Source organism: Acinetobacter sp. NigerLNRRAM0016, from assembly GCF_054112845.1.
Window position 1 is genome coordinate 100019 of sequence record NZ_JBSYVT010000002.1, and the last position, 17415, is coordinate 117433.

Here is a 17415-nt window from a genome sequence, read left to right on the forward strand (position 1 = left end):
TAGCAATTTCTGTCTCGTTAATGCAGATTAAAGATAAAACAATGACTCAAATGAATTGAGTAAATCAAAAACGAACTTAAAGGATTAAGTCATTGCAATTTAAAAAAGTGTTTGCGGGTTTAGCATTTTTAGGCTTAGCCACATTAAGTGGGGTCTTACTCGCCATTTGGGTTTTTCAGCATTTAAATATTTATATTCCACTGCATAATCAGGCGGTGAATATTGATTTGCAAGCGCCGTTGCAGGCAAAGGTAAAAATACACGATGCCTTGGATGTTGGTGTTTCAGGTCGAATTCAAGCTGCAATTCCCATTCAAGAACAGTTAGAGATTCCTCTTGCTCAAACGCTGACACCACGTGTGTATTTTGATAACCAAGTCCCGATTAAGACCACCATTCCTGTACAGGAAACCTTGAAAGTACAGCAAAACTTGCCTATTGATACACACGTGAATGTTGTGGTGATGGGCAAAAATATCAGTTTGCCGCTCAAAGGCTCGATACCGATCAATCTTGCTGTACCGATTCATATTAATGTGCCCTTAGAGCAGAATGTACACCTAAAATTTGATGCTCCCGTTAAAACAGTCCTTAAAGAAAATTTGCATATTCCTTTGTATGCAACATTAAAGACCGAGATCCCTGTGCAAGGTCAATTAAATGTTCCGATCAAGACGGCTTTAAATGCCACAGTCGATGTGAAAAATACTTTGCCAGTCAAAATTCAGAGTGGAGAATTAAAAGTACCTTTGAATACCTTAAAGCTTTCAACGCCACAGTTTGAACAACCGCAATTGGTTCGAGCAGAATAGGAGGGTGAGCAGATGTTTTCTTCCTATCGATTTTTATTGGTCAGTTTTGTGGGATTGGTTCTCGCGATTGCGATTTCATTCTGGCTCTATCTCAATGTAATTACGTCTATGCAAATTTCAGCACAGCATTCTGAAATTCTGTTGCCAGATGCTTTAGCAACCAAAATTCATGTGGGTAACTATTTAGATATTCATTCAAGAGGCAAGCTGAACACGCAAATCGATATTGATCGTCAGTTGAATCTGCCTTTACAAGGAAAATATCTTGCAGATTTGCAGTTTGAAGTTGAAACGCCCATTACAGTAAATATCGACTATCAAACCATGATCCGGATTGATCAATTGATGCCTGTCGAAACCTCGACTGATTTGATTTATCAGAATCAATTGTTGCCCAAGTTTCCTTTAAAGCTCGAGATTCCTGTTCAGTTGGATGTGCCGTTTCAAATTAAACGGGCATACACCATTCCGGTGAAAATTTTATTCAATGGACCTGTCCACTTCGAATTTGATGAACATGTTGGCTTGCATGTGGTGCATCGTTTTGCGCCCCAGTTAAATTTGAATGATCCGATGAAAATGGATCGCATTGCCAGTTTTGATGCCACGATGATGAATGCGGTAAGGCAAACATCTGCAAATTTACAGATGAACATGCATTTACCGGTAAGCAATATTCATCCCTAAGTAAAACATTGTTTGTCTAATCCTAAATTGAACGTATTGAAATTGAGTACTTGGCAGCTTAGGAAAGAATGAATCAGTTTCTTGATGGTTAAAGATTAATCTGATAGCTTACCGAATGAAAGTACAGATAAGAAAAGTAAGCCGCATCTGAGCAGGGGGAGTTTATGAGTACATATGCAACAAGTCATTTATTGGGGCAAGTTTTATCAACAGCTTGTCCTTCTCGCGAAATCCTTGAACATCTGTCCAGCAAGTGGTCACTATTGGTGCTGCATTGCTTAAGTGAAGGCGTACACCGCTTTAGTGAGTTGAAAGTGAAAATTGAAGGGATTAGTGAAAAAATGTTGTCACAAACTCTGAAAACTTTAGAGCAAGATGGTTTGGTGCTGCGTACAGTTTATCCAATTGTGCCACCGAAAGTGGAATATCAACTGACGATTTTAGGTTCACAGGCGGCAACCAAGGTAAATGAGCTTATTTCTTGGATTGAAAGAAACATTCCTGAAATTTTGGCGAATAAGCCGAAGATCAATCTTTAAATCATTAGATCGGTAGTGTTCTTATATTGAATTCCCAACCAGTGGCTGTGTACTTGGAATGTGACTCAACATGCTGAAGGATTAAATTTGATTTATCCTCTCAAATAATATGAAGCTATAAAAAAGCCAAAACAACAATAAAAATAGGGTGATACAGAACAATAATGAGCAATTTTCATATTTAGTTGAATAATTCTATTCGAGAAATGCTTTAAAATGTGGCAGAATAAGCGGTTTTAAAGATTTTAGAGGATTGGCAGTATGCGCTTTGTTGATGAAGCAGTCATTACCGTAGAGGCTGGCGACGGTGGCAATGGCGTAGCCAGTTTTCGCCGTGAAAAATTTGTACCCTTTGGTGGGCCAGATGGTGGTGATGGTGGTCGTGGTGGCAGCATTTATATTCAGGCCGATGACGACACTAGCACACTGGTAGATTATCGTTATACCCGTAAATTCCGTGCAGAACGTGGTAAAAATGGTGCAGGCGCAAACTGTGCTGGTCGTGGCGGTGAATCCGTTATTTTAAAAGTTCCTGTGGGCACCACCATTGTCGATACCGACTCTGGCGATATTATTGCGGACTTGGTTGAAGATGGTCAGCAAGTTCTTGTGGCTAAAGGGGGCGATGGTGGTTTAGGTAATACTCACTTTAAGTCATCGACTAACCGTACCCCGCGTAAGTGTACCCATGGTTTTAAAGGCGAATTCCGTGAAATTCGTTTAGAACTGAAAGTATTGGCAGACGTGGGTCTGTTGGGTATGCCAAATGCTGGCAAATCAACCTTCATTCGTGCCGTTTCAGCAGCGAAACCAAAAGTTGCAGACTATCCATTTACCACTATGGTACCGAACTTAGGCGTAGTCGATGCTGACCGTCACCGTTCATTCGTTATGGCGGATATTCCTGGTTTGATCGAAGGTGCTGCAGAAGGTGCGGGTCTAGGGATTCGTTTCTTAAAGCACTTGGCACGTACTCGTATTTTGTTACACATTGTAGATGTACAGCCAATTGATGGTTCTGACCCTGCTTATAATGCCAAAGCTATTATGAATGAGTTGAAGAAATTCTCTCCAACTTTGGCAAAACTTCCAGTGGTCTTGGTACTGAACAAATTAGACCAACTTTCACCTGAAACAAGTGAAGAATGGTGTAACCACATTCTTGAAGAATTAGATTGGAAAGGTCCGGTATTCAAAACTTCTGGTTTGTTGGCAGAAGGAACCAAACCTGTTGTGTACTACCTCATGGATCAAATTGAACAACAACGCGAACGCGAAGTTGAAGATCCTGATTACGCTGCAGAAGTGAAAGCATTCCGTGAGCAGTTAGAAGCTGAAACACGTGAACAAACCATTGCCGCGAAAGAAGCTTATCGTGAAATGCGTCGTCAACAGCGTCTCGCTGGTCTATTGGCAGATGATGATGAAGACGATGATGATGGCGACGACGGCGAAATGGAAGTGTATTACGTTCGCTAATTTCTGAGCGAACAACATGTAACTGAGGACAAGATGATAGAAGTGGTAGATGGGCAACGTCAGCTCAAGGCTTTAAAACGTATCGTTGTTAAAATCGGATCATCTTTACTCACAGCAAATGGGCAAGGTTTAGATTTAGAGGCAATTTCGCATTGGGCGAAACAAATCGCGGATCTACACAAAGCAGGGCATGAAATTATCCTTGTTTCGTCTGGTGCTGTGGCTGAAGGTATGGTTCGTATGAAGCTAGAGCACCGACCCACCGATCTACCCAGTCTTCAGGCATGTGCTGCCATTGGTCAAATGGGTCTCATCCATACATGGTCAAGTGTCTTAGAGCAACACAGCATTCAAACCGCACAGGTTTTATTAACGCATGACGATCTTGCAGATCGTCGTCGTTATTTAAACTCGTGTGATGCGCTGCAAAATTTAATCGATTGGCATGTCATTCCTGTGATTAATGAGAATGATACGGTTTCTACCGATGAAATTCGTTTTGGTGACAATGACACGCTGGCTGCAATGGTTGCAGGTCAGGTGCAGGCAGATTTGTTGATTATCTTAACGGATCAGCAAGGTATGTTTGATTCTGATCCACGTTCGAATCCTGATGCAAAACTGTTCCATACCGTGCGCGCTTTAGATGAAAGCCTATTTGATATGGCGGGTGGCGGTGGCAAGTTTGGTCGTGGTGGCATGTTGACCAAAGTCCGTGCTGCGCGTTTAGCAGCGAAGTCGGGCTGTCCAACCTTAATTGCCAGTGGTGAAAGTGATCATGTGCTTGCGCGCTTGATGGCGGGTGAGATGTTGGGTACGTTGTTCATTACCGACAATGATCGCATTACTGCACATCAGCAATGGTTGGCGGCACATTTGCAAACCGCAGGTCGTTTGGTTCTGGACGATGGTGCAGTCAAAGCCATTAAAGACAATCACCGTAGTTTGTTGCCTGTGGGTGTCAAAGCGGTTGAAGGTCATTTTGATCGTGGTGATGTGGTGGAATGCGTTGACCCAACAGGTTATCGTGTTGCAGTCGGGCGTGTGAATTTCAGTTCACGTTCAGCCGAATTGGTGAAAGGCTTATCTTCAGATAAGGTTTACCAAGTTTTAGGTGAAGCACGCTCGCTAGAAATGATTCATCGCAACAACATGGCGATATATTAAATTGCTGCATAAAAAACCCCGCTTTAAAGCGGGATTTTTTATTTTGGAATGAACTACTTAATATAGCCTCTTCGTATTAAAGGCTTAAATAGATAGAAGTGAATGGTCAGCACCCATTGCATAAGTTTCTCTTTGTAATGGTTCCAAAGGGTTAGCCCGAATAAATTGAGCGCACAGGCAATCATAAATGCGCCAAGCATATCTAAGGGGAAGTGTACCCCAACATAAATGCGTGACCATGCCACCAGCCAAGCCATCATGAGCATTAAAATACCAAGTTTGCGTTGTGTTGAGAAAAAGTATGAAAAGGCGATGCTGCTAAAGATCAGCATGTGGTCGCTGGGGAATGAGCCATTGGGTGCATGCTCAATCAGTGTTCGACCAATCTCCATGACAAATGGACGTGGGTGATAAAAAATATAGGAAATACACTGACTAATCAAAAGGGCAATGCTGGTAAAGATGAATGCCTTTAAGATTTGTTTTTTAATTTCATAGTTACCACGCAGCCAGAACCATGCAAAAACTGCAATCATGCAATACAGCAAATCATTGGCAATAAAAATCGCAAAGTGAATGGTGCTGTTACTGGCATCAGAAGAAGCATTGATCAAAGAAAAAAGGGTGAGATTGAATTCAGAAAGAGACATGAAGGTGGTTTATGTATGCAAAGTGCATAGAGTGTAATAATTCTGTCATTTTCTTGAAATAAAAAAAGACCACTGATTTGTAGTCTTTTTTTAAGTCAAAAAAATATTGTGTGATTACATGTTTTTCATTTTAGAAATCAAATGAGGTTTGTAAGTAAAAAGTACGCGGTTGCCCCACATATTTCCCTCCTGTTGCATCAGATGAACGGGTGAAATATTGTTTATCAAACACATTCTTGATGCCCCCACCAATTTTTAAACCCTGAAACTGCTCACCAAAGTCATAGGCTGTGCGCACGGCAAACGTTGAATAGCCCGGAATATTGCCGTATTTCCCATCTGCCGATTCAACAGTTTGATAGACATTGGTGGAGCCTGGTGAACGTTGCTTAGATTGGGCAAACATGTCGGCATTTACCGACCATTGATCGACCTTATAACCTAAACCAACATTGGCAGTATGGCGGGAATAGAATGGAAGATCTTTATCCTTAAAGTCACCAGCTTCTGCAACCGCTTTGGTAAAGGTATAGTTGCTATAGATTTTGAGTCCTTCTAGGGTATCCATGAGGTAAGCAAAGTCATAAGCAAGACCCAGCTCGACACCTTTATGGCTCGTTGCACCAAGGTCTGTCCAGATGCCATTGTTCTGCGCATCACGCTCTAGAATCAATTCTTTCTCAAAGTCTAAATAGAAAGCGGTCAACTCAGCATTTAAGCCATTGCCTAGATATTTGGTGCCGATTTCATAGTTGTTTGACTTTTCAGGATGTAATCCATCTGTCGTGCTTTGAGCCACACCCGCTTCTAAGCGAGCCAATTGATTGTACTGCTGTGGACCAAAGGATACGCCTGCATTGGCAAAAATATTCCAGTTGTCTGTGGCTTTGTACATTACAGATAAGCTTGGTAAAAACTCATCAGAATCAATTTTAGGTGAAACGGTATTCACGTATACGCCTTGGTTGTAGGCAGTAAAGTTGTTGTGCGTTTCGATGGATTCAAAGCGTAAGCCAGGGGTGATGACCCAGTTACCTAAATCAAAACGGTTATCGACATAGAGAGCATGGGCTTCAGTTCCGCCTTCACTTGATGTGCGTGCTTTAATTTCAGAAACGGCTGCAGTTGAAGCATAGTTAGAAGATCGACCTGCATATTCCGAGCTATCTTCATTTAAATAACGATAACCAATGGTAAATTCACTGTTGCTATTACCGAGTTGGTAAGCACGAGAGAAGCGAGGCTCAATGGCAAAAACTTGGTATTCACGTGGTGAAATGTCCATGCGCTTGGTGGTGCTACTCAGGTCAGTTTCTAAATTACTGGTACGGAAAGAGTCAATATAATAGGTCAGTAACTCAAAATTATTTTGCTCATCTTGACGGGTATAGCGCAAAGACACATCCGAGCGACGACCTGCAAAATAATTGCGTGATTGGTTGGATTGATAAGGGTTTTCTGCATATTGTGCAGCAGTTAAACCCTCAGGCATTTCGCCACGACCTTCGTAGTGATGTAGGTTTAGGGCAATAGCATCGGCATCTGTCAATTGATAAGCCGTTTTTAACATGACATCGTCAATGTCAGTCTGGTTATTGGCTTCGCGATAGCCATTGCCTTTGGTTCCTGAATACAGCAGGGCAAGACCTAAACCATTATCTAAGGTGCCACAGACAAACAAACTTGGGCTGAGTTTAGTTTGATCTGTGCCTGAAGCATATTCCGTGGTTAAGCTGACATTGCCTGCAAAATTTTTCGGAATTGCACGGGTAGCAAAGTTGATAATCCCGCCCACGTTTTGTGGACCAAAGCGTACAGAACCCGCACCACGGACCACGTCAACAGATTCGATATTACCCAATGAAACTGGGGCAAGTGAAAGTTGTGGCTGACCATAAGGTGCAACTGATAACGGTACGCCATCCAGTAATACGGTTGAGCGTGGAGAAAGGCGTGAAGTTAAACCACGCACGCCAATATTCAGTGATACATCACTGCCGCCAGTACCATTGTTTTCTTGGACTTGTACCCCAGGAACTTGCTTAAGCGCATCTTTGATGGAGGTGGCTGCAACTTCATCAAGGCGGTTACGGTCCACAATGGTTCGTGCGCCAGCATGTTTTTGTACTTTTTCTGCATTGGCATTTTCCAACCAGTTACCTTCAGCTTGTAAGGTAATGGTTTGTAGGGTACTGACTGTGTTGCTATCTGACTCTGCTGCGAATGCAGTTTGCGTAGCAAGTCAAGTTAATGCAAGCTGAACGGCTATAGTTAAAGGTGAGATTTTAGTGGGCTTGTAAATGCTAGATTGAATCAAGTGTTTTGACATGGATAATAAGATTTGCGAATTTCGCGGTATCTTATCGGGTCAATCCATATTGTTGAATAATAATGGTTATCATTAATTACCATGATTTTTTAATATTATTGTAATATTTCGATCTTAAATATGACCTAAATCAAAATAGAAATTAAAAAACCGTGCTTAGAACACGGTTTTCATGTTTGCTACTACAAATTATTTAAACTGTACAGTTCCGTTCGCATTCACGGTAATTTTAGATTCTCCAGCAGCTACATCAGGAACTGGTGCAGCCTCAACATCGGCAAATTTCGCCATAGCGCCACGCATCATCACAGGTTGAGGATAAAAGTTACTGGTGTTGAGGTTAAGGTTGACGAGGTTATATCCAGATTTATTCCAAGACTGGCTGAGCAACTGTGCGCGTTGTTGGAAGTTTTTAGAAGCTTCAATCATAAGCTCATTTTCAACTTTTTTACGTTGCGCATCAGATACGGTGAAGTTGATGGATTGAGTTTGGAAATTCTGTTGCAATTCACTGATGAGCTGACTTGCCGCTTTAAAGTCAGTACTTTCAATTTGAATTTCTGCACGTCCACGCCATTCTTTTAATTTACGGCTGTCATTGTCATAAATGGGGTAAGTGGTTTGTGAACCTGTTTCTACTTTGACATTTGGGTATTTACGAGAAGTGGCAATTGCCTGATTCATCAGTTGAGTCATTTGGCTCGCCAGTTCAGATGGCTGTTTATTGCTCTTTTCAATATAAAGTACGGCATGCATTTCATCATTGGAAACCTGACGTGTTGCTTCCGCTTGAACGTTCACTAAATTGTAGTTTAAAGCTTCGGTTTGCTGTGCAAAAACATTGCTGCTGAATAAGCCACCTAAAAGCAGGGAAGAAAGGACAAAATGGCGCATAAGAAGTAACCTTTATTTGAATTTTCAAATTAATTTAATTCTGCTTATGGTAAAGGGGCTTCATGTGAAACTTTTGCAGGAATTGTGGTGAGTTTGTAATTTTTAAGCGAGAAACTGCACCAGACATAATTAAATTAAAATTCATTAAATCAGTAAGTTAATTTTAAAGTGATTGACTGGGAAGTGAGGGGATACAGGAAATCTAAAAAAAGTTAAAAAAATCATATTTTCTTTCGCTTGTCACAATGTAAGATGATAATTGATGAACAAGTTAACAGTAGATTTTTTTTCGATAAAATTAGGGCGGAAATTTGCTAAAAGTTGTTTATTTTCCTGAAAAATTCGGTATCATGCCGCTCCTAGTTCTTAAATAGATACATACTGTCTAACTAGATTCTATAAAGCACCGAGTCAAAGGACCGCAAGTCACCAGACTTATTTCTTTCAACCCATATCAGAGATGGTAATTCGATATGAGCGTTTCTTCTGTAAACCCTGCCACTAATTCTACTAACGAATACTATTTGACTCGCCAAAGTCAGATGGAATCCAATGTTCGTAGCTATCCACGTAAATTACCGTTAGCGATAGCCAAAGCATTAGGTTGCTGGGTTACTGATGTTGAAGGTACAGAGTACCTTGATTGTTTAGCTGGGGCAGGAACATTGGCATTGGGCCATAATCATCCTGCGGTCGTTCAAAGTATTCAAGATACACTTACTAGTGGTATTCCATTACATACTTTAGATTTAACTACACCGTTGAAAGATGCTTTTACGGAAGCGTTGCTTTCGTATCTTCCAGGCGGAAAAGAAGAATACTGCTTACAGTTCTGTGGTCCATCTGGTGCAGATGCAACTGAAGCAGCGATTAAACTGGCGAAGACATATACAGGTCGTAGCTCAGTGATCAGCTTCTCTGGTGGTTATCATGGTATGACTCACGGTTCTTTAGCAATGACAGGTAACTTGTCTGCTAAAAACGCGGTGAATAGTTTAATGCCAGGCGTACAGTTCATGCCGTATCCGCATGAATACCGTTGCCCACTTGGTCTAGGTGGTGAAGCGGGTGTTGATGCATTAACTTACTTCTTTGAAAACTTCATTGAAGATGTTGAAAGCGGTGTAACGAAACCTGCTGCGGTGATTCTTGAAGCAATTCAAGGTGAAGGCGGTGTCGTGACTGCTCCAACCAAATGGTTGAAGAAAATCCGTGAAGTGACTGAAAAGCACAACATCGTATTAATTCTTGACGAAGTTCAAGCGGGCTTTGCACGTTCAGGTAAAATGTTTGCCTTTGAACATGCGGGTATCGAGCCTGATGTTGTTGTAATGTCTAAAGCAGTTGGTGGTGGCTTACCACTTGCTGTATTGGGTATTAAACGTAAGTTTGACGCATGGCAACCAGCGGGTCACACGGGTACTTTCCGTGGTAACCAATTGGCAATGGGTACTGGTCTAGTGGTATTAAAAACCATTACTGAACAGAACTTGGCACAAAATGCGCAAGAGCGTGGTGATTTCTTACAAGCTGAATTTAAAAAATTAGCGCAAGAATTCCCATGTATCGGTAACGTTCGTGGTCGTGGCTTAATGATCGGCGTTGAAATCGTTGATGAGCGTAAACCAGCAGATCACATGGGTTCTTTACCTGCTGATGGTCAATTGGCTGCAGCGATTCAAGCGGCATGTTTTGATAACAAGTTATTGTTAGAAAAAGGTGGTCGTAACGGTACAGTAATTCGTTTACTTTGCCCATTAATCATTACACAAGAAGAATGTGTGGAAGTGGTTGCTCGCTTTAAGAAAGCAATTGCAGAAGCCCTTGTTGCTGTGCGAGGCGCTCAATAATGGTTGAATTTGCAGAACACCGTAAAGCGTTACTCTGCAATGATGCCCAGTCTATTGCTGACTACGAGTCAGCAATGGAGCAAGCTACTAAAGCGGTAGCGGCATGGTTGCAAAATGACAAAATGTACACAGGCGGCAGCATCAAAGAATTACGTGATGCGATTGCTTTTAACCCGACCAAAGACGGTTTAGGTGTACAAAAGTCATTAGATCGTATGGTTGAGCTTTTCTTAAATAAAAGCTTGAAAGTACATCACCCTCACTCTTTAGCCCATTTGCATTGCCCAACCATGGTTGCAAGCCAAATTGCTGAAGTTTTGATTAATGCAACCAACCAATCTATGGACTCATGGGATCAAAGCCCAGCGGGTTCTTTGATGGAAGTCCAATTAATTGATTGGCTTCGTCAAAAAGTCGGTTATGGCGCAGGTCAAGCTGGTGTATTCACTTCAGGTGGTACGCAATCTAATTTGATGGGTGTACTCCTTGCACGTGATGCTTGCATCTCGAAAAACTGGAAAGACGAAAACGGTAATCCGTGGTCTGTTCAGCGTGATGGTATTCCTGCGGAAGCCATGAAAAACGTTAAAGTCATTTGTTCTGAAAATGCGCATTTCTCTGTGCAAAAGAACATGGCGATGATGGGTATGGGCTTCCAGTCAGTCGTTACTGTACCTGTGAACGAAAATGCTCAAATGGATGTGGATGCCTTAGAAAAAACTATGGCGCATTTACAGTCAGAAGGCAAAATCGTGGCATGTGTGGTTGCAACTGCGGGTACAACCGATGCAGGTGCGATTGATCCATTGAAGAAAATTCGTGAAATCACCAACAAGTTTGGCGCGTGGATGCATATCGATGCGGCATGGGGGGGTGCACTGATTTTATCGAACGATTACCGTTCGATGCTCGATGGCATTGAGTTGTCTGACTCGATCACGCTGGACTTCCATAAGCACTATTTCCAAACCATTTCATGTGGTGCGTTCTTGCTGAAAGATGAAGCGAATTATCGTTTCATGCACTATGAAGCTGAATACTTAAACTCAGCTTATGATGAAGAACATGGTGTTCCAAACCTTGTATCGAAGTCTTTACAAACTACGCGTCGTTTTGATGCGTTGAAATTGTGGATGACTGTAGAAGCATTGGGTGAAGAGCTTTATGGTTCAATGATCGATCACGGTGTTAAATTAACACGTGATGTTGCGGATTATATTAAAGCAACGGATGGTCTTGAGCTTTTGGTTGAGCCACAATTTGCTTCTGTCTTGTTCCGTGTTGTACCAGCAGGCTACCCAGTAGAGTTGTTGGATACATTGAACCAAAACGTTGCAGATGAATTGTTTGCACGTGGTGAAGCGAATATTGGTGTAACCAAGGTTGGTCAAGTGCAATCATTGAAAATGACGACACTGAGCCCTGTGGCTACATTAGAAAACGTAAAGAACTTGTTGTCGCTTGTTCTTGCTGAAGCAGACCGTATTAAAGGTCCAATTCAAGCGGGTACTTATACGCCAGCAATTGACTAATCGTCATGTTGTTCAAAAAAGCCTGGAATTTTCCAGGCTTTTTTTATGGTTGAATGTTAATGGGGGAAATAATTAAGCGGAATGTACGTGATGATAGTTAAAACCTTTGGGCTTTAGCAAAAAATGATTCTGTTCCTTCACTTTTTTCAAAACGATGTAAGATTTAATATGTCCAATAAATGGGTAGGTCAGTAGACGTTCCGTCACAAAATGCGAAAGCTGTTCTAAGTTTTCAGCCACAACCTTCAAAATAAAATCTGCATCGCCGCTGATGGAAAAAGCATCCTGAATATTGTCCTCTGCTTCAATGAGCTCTTGGAATGCTGTTTGCGAGGTTGCTTCATGCGTTCTTAGGTTAATGTGAATCATCGCGGTGACTTCCATACCTAAGGCTTGCTGTTGAATGCGTGCGGTATAACCTAAGATGATGCCTTTTTGTTCCAATAGTTGGCGTCGTCTGGAACATTGTGAAGCCGATAAACCAATTAAATCTCCAATCTCCTGATTGGTCAGCCGTCCATTTTTTTGTAGTGCCTGTATGATTTGCCAGTCAAACTTATCCATGCATAAAATCCTTTTGTGATACACAAATCTTGTATTTTTATTCAAATCCGTTTTCATTATGCACGAAATTCACCCGTTAAATGAAATATTATTTTTTCTATGGAATAAAAATTGGTCTCAAAGGATTTCGAGCAATGTTCATGGAAATTGGTGAATTTTTAAATCTTCGTTTAAAACAAATGGGTATACAGCATCTGTTTGGTGTCCCAGGTGATTTTAACCTCTCTTATCTTGAGCAAGTCGAAGCAGATGCTCAGCTTGAATTCATTGGGAATTGTAATGAGTTAAATGCGGCTTATGCTGCCGATGGTTATGCACGTATTAACGGTTTTGCGGCACTGGCAACCACCTATGGTGTTGGTGATTTAAGTGCGATTAACGGCATTGCAGGAGCCTATGCGGAAAATGTACCGATGGTGCATATTTCAGGCATTCCGCCTTTGCATGTGGTGCAAAAAGGTATTCTGGTGCATCACACGCTGGTGGATGGTAACTACGACAACATTATGAACTGCATGAAGGAGTTTACTGTTGCACAGACTCGCCTAACGCCAGCCAATGCAGCTTCTGAAATTGATCGTGTGTTACGTCAGTGTTTTATCGAGCGTCGCCCTGTACATATTCAACTGGCATCAGATATTACCCATGTGAAAATTGAGGTGGATACGCGTCCTCTTGAGCTTAGCTATCCAGCGATTGAGCCTGAATTGCTGCATAGTGTGGTCGAACAACTGTGTGGCATTCTTGCCAAAGCCAAAAGCCCAGCATTATTGGTTGATAACGAAGCTGCAGTGTTTGGTGTGACTTCTTTACTGCATGATCTCTCTCTCAAATGCTCAATGCCTTTTGCCAGTATGAATACTGCAAAAAATATTATTGATGAGGGCTCGCCACGTTATATCGGAACTTATGTAGGGGGCGCGAGTCAGCCACATGTCAAAAATGTGATTGAACAGTCGGACTGTTTAATTGGTGTTGGGGTGCGCTTTACCGATGTAGGCTCTGCCGTTTTTACCCAGCAAATTGCCACAGAAAATTATATTGAAATTAAACCTTATGGTTTAAATATTTTTGGGCAAGATATCCCGGGTATTGCAATCGGGCAGTTATTGGCTGAATTAAATAAAAAGGTTGCTCCACGCAAAGCGCCGCAACCCGTTTTAAATCATCAGCCTGTGCAACGTATCGAAGTGCCTGAACAACAGAAACTGAGTCAGGAACTGCTTTGGAATGCGATTGCAGGATTTTTAAAAGAGGATGATGTGATTATTGGGGAAGTAGGAACCTCAAATTCGGCATTATCGGGTTTGAAGCTGCCTGCGACTGCAAAATATATTGCTCAACCACTTTGGGGTTCGATCGGCTATACCTTGCCTGCCTTACTCGGAAGCCTGCTGGCTGCACCTGAGCGTCGACAAATCCTGTTTATTGGGGATGGCTCATTCCAGTTAACGGTACAGGAACTCTCGACCATTATCCGTCATGAGTTAAAGCCCATTATCTTCTTGTTGAATAATGGTGGTTATACCATTGAACGTTTAATTATGGGGGAAAATGCGGCGTATAACGATATTCAAAACTGGAACTATGCACAAATTCCAGCAGTGTTCAATGGAAGCAAGGCTTATCAATCCCATGTGGTTGAAACGATTGGGCAGTTGAAACAAGTCTTGGATAATGTGCAGCAACAAGATGGGCTGACTTTTGTGGAATTAAAACTCCCAGCCATGGATGCCCCGATGAGTTTGAAGAAATTTGCCAATGTGATTGCGCGTTTTGACTATGGTGATCGTGGCTATGAAATTTTAACTCAGCGTTCCCAAGCTATTGAATGTAAGAATGCAAGTTCATTTTAAGCAGTAACAGGATTTATCTGCTTAAAAGATAAAAGGAATGAATTAAAGCAAATTGAGTCTGAAGGTCGATGGCGACCTTCAGTGCTGTTGCTGAATAAAGGTGTACAGGAAGTGACACCAATAACGGAGAAAATGTATGGATGAACACAATCAACATGCTTTGAAGCAGGGCTTGTCCAATCGGCATATTCAGTTGATCGCCTTGGGTGGCGCAATTGGAACAGGATTATTTCTAGGTCTTTCACAAACCATTAAACTCGCAGGCCCCTCAATCTTGTTGGGCTATGCCATTGCAGGCATCATCGCGTTTCTAATTATGCGCCAGTTGGGCGAGATGGTAGTGGAAGAGCCTGTCAGTGGTTCATTTAGCCATTTTGCCAATAAGTATTGGGGCAAAATGGCAGGCTTTATGTCGGGCTGGAATTATTGGGTGCTGTATGTACTGGTCAGTATGGCGGAATTAAGTGCGATTGGCACCTTTATTCAGTTTTGGTGGCCCGAAATTCCGACATGGATGACGGCGCTGTTCTTCTTCATTTTAATGAACGGCATTAATTTAGTGAATGTTCGCTTTTTTGGTGAATCAGAGTTTATATTTTCCTGTATTAAAATCATTGCCATTCTGAGCATGATTGGTTTTGGTGCCTATTTGCTGTTCTCAGGTTCAGCAGGTCCGCAAGCAGGCATTGCTAACTTATGGCAGCACGGTGGCTTTTTCCCGCATGGTCTGCATGGTTTTGTCATGGCATTGGCCGTGATTATGTTTGCCTTTGGTGGTCTGGAACTGATCGGGATTACTGCGGCTGAAACCAAACAACCAGAAACCACCATTCCAAAAGCAGTCAATCAAATCGTGTATCGTATCCTGATTTTCTATATCGGTGCGATTGGTATTCTACTGTGTCTTTATCCGTGGAATATGGTGGCAGAAGGCGGTAGCCCATTTGTGTTAATTTTCCAGTCCTTAAACAGTAATGGTGTCGCCAATGTCTTGAACTTTGTGGTGTTGATTGCCGCCATTTCAGTTTATAACAGCTGTATTTACTGTAATAGCCGTATGCTGCATGGCTTGGCAGAACAGGGTAATGCACCTGCAATCTTGAAAAAGGTGAACAGTCGCGGTATTCCAGTGACTGCTGCGATGGTTTCGGCAGGCATTACTGCAGTGTGTGTATTGGTGAATTATCTTATTCCAGGACAAGCCTTCCAGTTATTTATGATGCTGGTGGTTGCCGCATTGGTGATTAACTGGTTGATGATTTCAGTCACACATTTGAAATTTAGCAAAGCGATGAAATTACAAGGCCGTCAGACCAAGTTTCAAAGCATTTTAAGTCCGTGGACAAACTACTTAACCATCGCTTTTGTCTGCATGATTTTGATTATCATGGCATTGACACCAGACATGCGTTTGGCTGTGATTTTAGGTCCAATCTGGATGGTGGCTTTAGCCATTCTGTATGTGCTCAAATATCGGAAAAAAATGTTGGTATTGCCTGAAGCGCAATCCAATTAAATACTTAGAAGTTTCATAATTCTGAGGCTATCTAACGAAAGTGAGGTAGCCTTTTTGCATTTAAGAGGAGTTTGTTAAAGTAAAAGTTGAAGTCATTGCTACAGGGAAGCCTATTTTTGATATAAAAAATCAGGCTTAAAATACAACGTATTTGAGGTGAAAGACTGATTTTAATACGATAGCAACGCACAGACTGGAGCGCTTTATAGCGTATTAAAATGACATCAGGATGAATTGTTACACTTTAGCGCTAGGAACTAAATCAGAAAAATAAGAATATATTTTGTGTTACATATTGAATCTAAAAGAATTTTAAATAAATCATCAATCAATCTTCAAATATCATAAAAGCGTCATATTGCTGTAACTTATTTGTCATATTTTAAAATCAAAATGCACATATCGAAAAAAGTACAAAACTGAATAAAAAAGTGGCGTACTTCACATTGCACACATTAAGAGAGATGAGCATGCGCTTAAACCACATCGCACTTGCATTGGCAGTAACCGGGGCAGCTGTAGCAACAACTGCAAATGCAGCACGTGACACAATCCAAATCGCTGGTTCTTCAACAGTATTGCCATATGCAAGTATTGTGGCTGAAGAGTTTGGTAATACATTCCCGCAATTCAAAACTCCAGTTGTGGGTTCTGGTGGTACTTCTGGTGGTTTAAAACAGTTCTGTGCGGGTGTAGGTGATAATACAATTGATGTAGCAAATGCATCGCGTAAAATTAAAGATACAGAATTAGCTGCTTGTAAAAAAGCAGGCGTAAACAAAATTCATGAAATTAAAATTGGTTATGACGGTATTGTATTTGCATCAAATGCAAACAAATCAGCTTATAAATTAAAGCCATACCATGTATTTGCGGCTTTGGCTGAAAAATTACCTTCTAACGGTAAATTAGTTCCAAACCCATATACACGTTGGAATCAAATTGACAAAACTCTTCCAAACGAACCAATTACTTTAGTTATTCCTGCATCTAACCACGGTACACGTGAAGTGTTCCAAGAGAAAATGGTTGAAGCGGGTTGTGAATCTTACGATTACTTCAAAAAGTTAGACAAAGATGCTCAGAAGAAAGCATGTTCGGCTTTCCGTAAAGACGGTAAAGTAATTGAAATTGCAGGTGATTATACTGAAACTTTAGCTCGCTTGAAAACTTCTCCAAGTGCTGTAGGTGTATTCGGCTTAGGTTTCTATGACCAAAACCGTGACAAATTACGTGTAGCAACAGTAAACAACGTAGCACCATCTGAGAAAACAATTCTGAATGGTTCTTACCCTGTATCACGTCCATTGTTCTTCTACGTGAAAGGCGAACACCTTCAGTCAATCAAAGGTCTACAACAATACACAGAATACTTCTTGAGCAAGAAAGTATCTGGTAAAGGCTCTAAGTTAGAAAAAGCAGGCTTGATCTCTATGTCAGACAAAGAGCGTGTAAAAATCCTTGCTGATTTTAAAGCAGGCAAAGCGGTTAAGTAATTCGGTGAATTAGGCAAATGGTGGGATCTCCCACCATTGGCTTT

13 protein-coding genes and 1 pseudogene are annotated in these 17415 nt (G+C 41.5%); 10 read left to right on the forward strand and 4 right to left on the reverse strand.

Features of this window, described 5'->3' with window-relative positions; genetic code table 11:
• The first annotated feature begins 92 nt into the window (after positions 1 to 92).
• The 5 genes from ACWQ4X_RS02105 (at position 93) to proB (ending at position 4684) form a co-directional block, all read left to right on the forward strand.
• Positions 93 to 812 (forward strand): MFS transporter, encoded by a 720-nt coding sequence (locus ACWQ4X_RS02105; protein WP_457902533.1) that lies wholly within the window; start codon positions 93 to 95, stop codon positions 810 to 812.
• Between the two features lie 12 nt (positions 813 to 824).
• A complete protein-coding gene (locus ACWQ4X_RS02110; protein WP_457902534.1) occupies positions 825 to 1499 on the forward strand; it encodes a hypothetical protein in 675 nt (224 codons plus the stop codon).
• A 164-nt stretch (positions 1500 to 1663) separates the two neighbouring features.
• Positions 1664 to 2038 (forward strand): winged helix-turn-helix transcriptional regulator, encoded by a 375-nt coding sequence (locus ACWQ4X_RS02115; protein WP_142768237.1) that lies wholly within the window; start codon positions 1664 to 1666, stop codon positions 2036 to 2038.
• Positions 2039 to 2299: 261 nt separating this feature from the next.
• Positions 2300 to 3517 (forward strand): Obg family GTPase CgtA, encoded by a 1218-nt coding sequence (gene cgtA / locus ACWQ4X_RS02120; protein WP_100241295.1) that lies wholly within the window; start codon positions 2300 to 2302, stop codon positions 3515 to 3517.
• Positions 3518 to 3550: 33 nt separating this feature from the next.
• Positions 3551 to 4684, forward strand: a complete 1134-nt coding sequence (gene proB / locus ACWQ4X_RS02125) for a glutamate 5-kinase (protein WP_374528420.1) — start codon at positions 3551 to 3553, stop codon at positions 4682 to 4684.
• A gap of 53 nt (positions 4685 to 4737) precedes the next feature.
• On the opposite strand, the gene ACWQ4X_RS02130 is transcribed toward proB, so the two are convergent.
• The 3 genes and pseudogenes from ACWQ4X_RS02130 to ACWQ4X_RS02140 all read right to left on the reverse strand — a co-directional run bounded on the left by ACWQ4X_RS02130 (position 4738) and on the right by ACWQ4X_RS02140 (position 8557).
• Positions 4738 to 5334, reverse strand: coding sequence for a phosphatase PAP2 family protein (locus ACWQ4X_RS02130; RefSeq protein WP_457902535.1), 597 nt, complete (start codon positions 5332 to 5334; stop codon positions 4738 to 4740).
• A gap of 130 nt (positions 5335 to 5464) precedes the next feature.
• Positions 5465 to 7528 (reverse strand): annotated as a pseudogene (locus ACWQ4X_RS02135) (TonB-dependent receptor family protein); the annotation flags it as partial.
• A 324-nt stretch (positions 7529 to 7852) separates the two neighbouring features.
• On the reverse strand, positions 7853 to 8557 hold the full coding sequence (locus ACWQ4X_RS02140) for an SIMPL domain-containing protein (RefSeq protein ID WP_457902536.1): 705 nt from the start codon (positions 8555 to 8557) through the stop codon (positions 7853 to 7855).
• Between the two features lie 473 nt (positions 8558 to 9030).
• On the opposite strand from ACWQ4X_RS02140, the gene ACWQ4X_RS02145 reads away from it, so the two are divergent.
• Together ACWQ4X_RS02145 and ACWQ4X_RS02150 are read left to right on the forward strand one after the other, a co-directional pair.
• On the forward strand, positions 9031 to 10407 hold the full coding sequence (locus ACWQ4X_RS02145) for a diaminobutyrate--2-oxoglutarate transaminase (protein ID WP_457902537.1): 1377 nt from the start codon (positions 9031 to 9033) through the stop codon (positions 10405 to 10407).
• On the forward strand, positions 10407 to 11939 hold the full coding sequence (locus ACWQ4X_RS02150) for a pyridoxal phosphate-dependent decarboxylase family protein (RefSeq protein ID WP_457902538.1): 1533 nt from the start codon (positions 10407 to 10409) through the stop codon (positions 11937 to 11939). Before ACWQ4X_RS02145 ends, ACWQ4X_RS02150 begins: the two co-directional genes overlap by 1 nt.
• Before the next feature lie 72 nt (positions 11940 to 12011).
• On the opposite strand, the gene ACWQ4X_RS02155 is transcribed toward ACWQ4X_RS02150, so the two are convergent.
• Complete coding sequence (locus ACWQ4X_RS02155; protein ID WP_457902539.1) at positions 12012 to 12503, reverse strand: Lrp/AsnC family transcriptional regulator; 492 nt, start codon at positions 12501 to 12503, stop codon at positions 12012 to 12014.
• 134 nt (positions 12504 to 12637) lie between these two features.
• Here ACWQ4X_RS02155 and ACWQ4X_RS02160 point away from each other — a divergent pair, with 134 nt between their 5' ends.
• From ACWQ4X_RS02160 to ACWQ4X_RS02170, 3 genes are all read left to right on the forward strand, one after another.
• The gene (locus ACWQ4X_RS02160) at positions 12638 to 14359 is read left to right on the forward strand and encodes an alpha-keto acid decarboxylase family protein (RefSeq protein WP_457902540.1); all 1722 of its coding nucleotides are present in this window, start codon (positions 12638 to 12640) and stop codon (positions 14357 to 14359) included.
• A 136-nt stretch (positions 14360 to 14495) separates the two neighbouring features.
• Positions 14496 to 15875: an amino acid permease gene (locus ACWQ4X_RS02165; RefSeq protein WP_142768244.1), complete on the forward strand. Its 1380-nt coding sequence runs from the start codon at positions 14496 to 14498 to the stop codon at positions 15873 to 15875.
• A gap of 470 nt (positions 15876 to 16345) precedes the next feature.
• A complete protein-coding gene (locus tag ACWQ4X_RS02170) occupies positions 16346 to 17371 on the forward strand; it encodes a substrate-binding domain-containing protein (protein ID WP_457902541.1) in 1026 nt (341 codons plus the stop codon).
• The last annotated feature ends 44 nt before the right edge of the window (positions 17372 to 17415 follow it).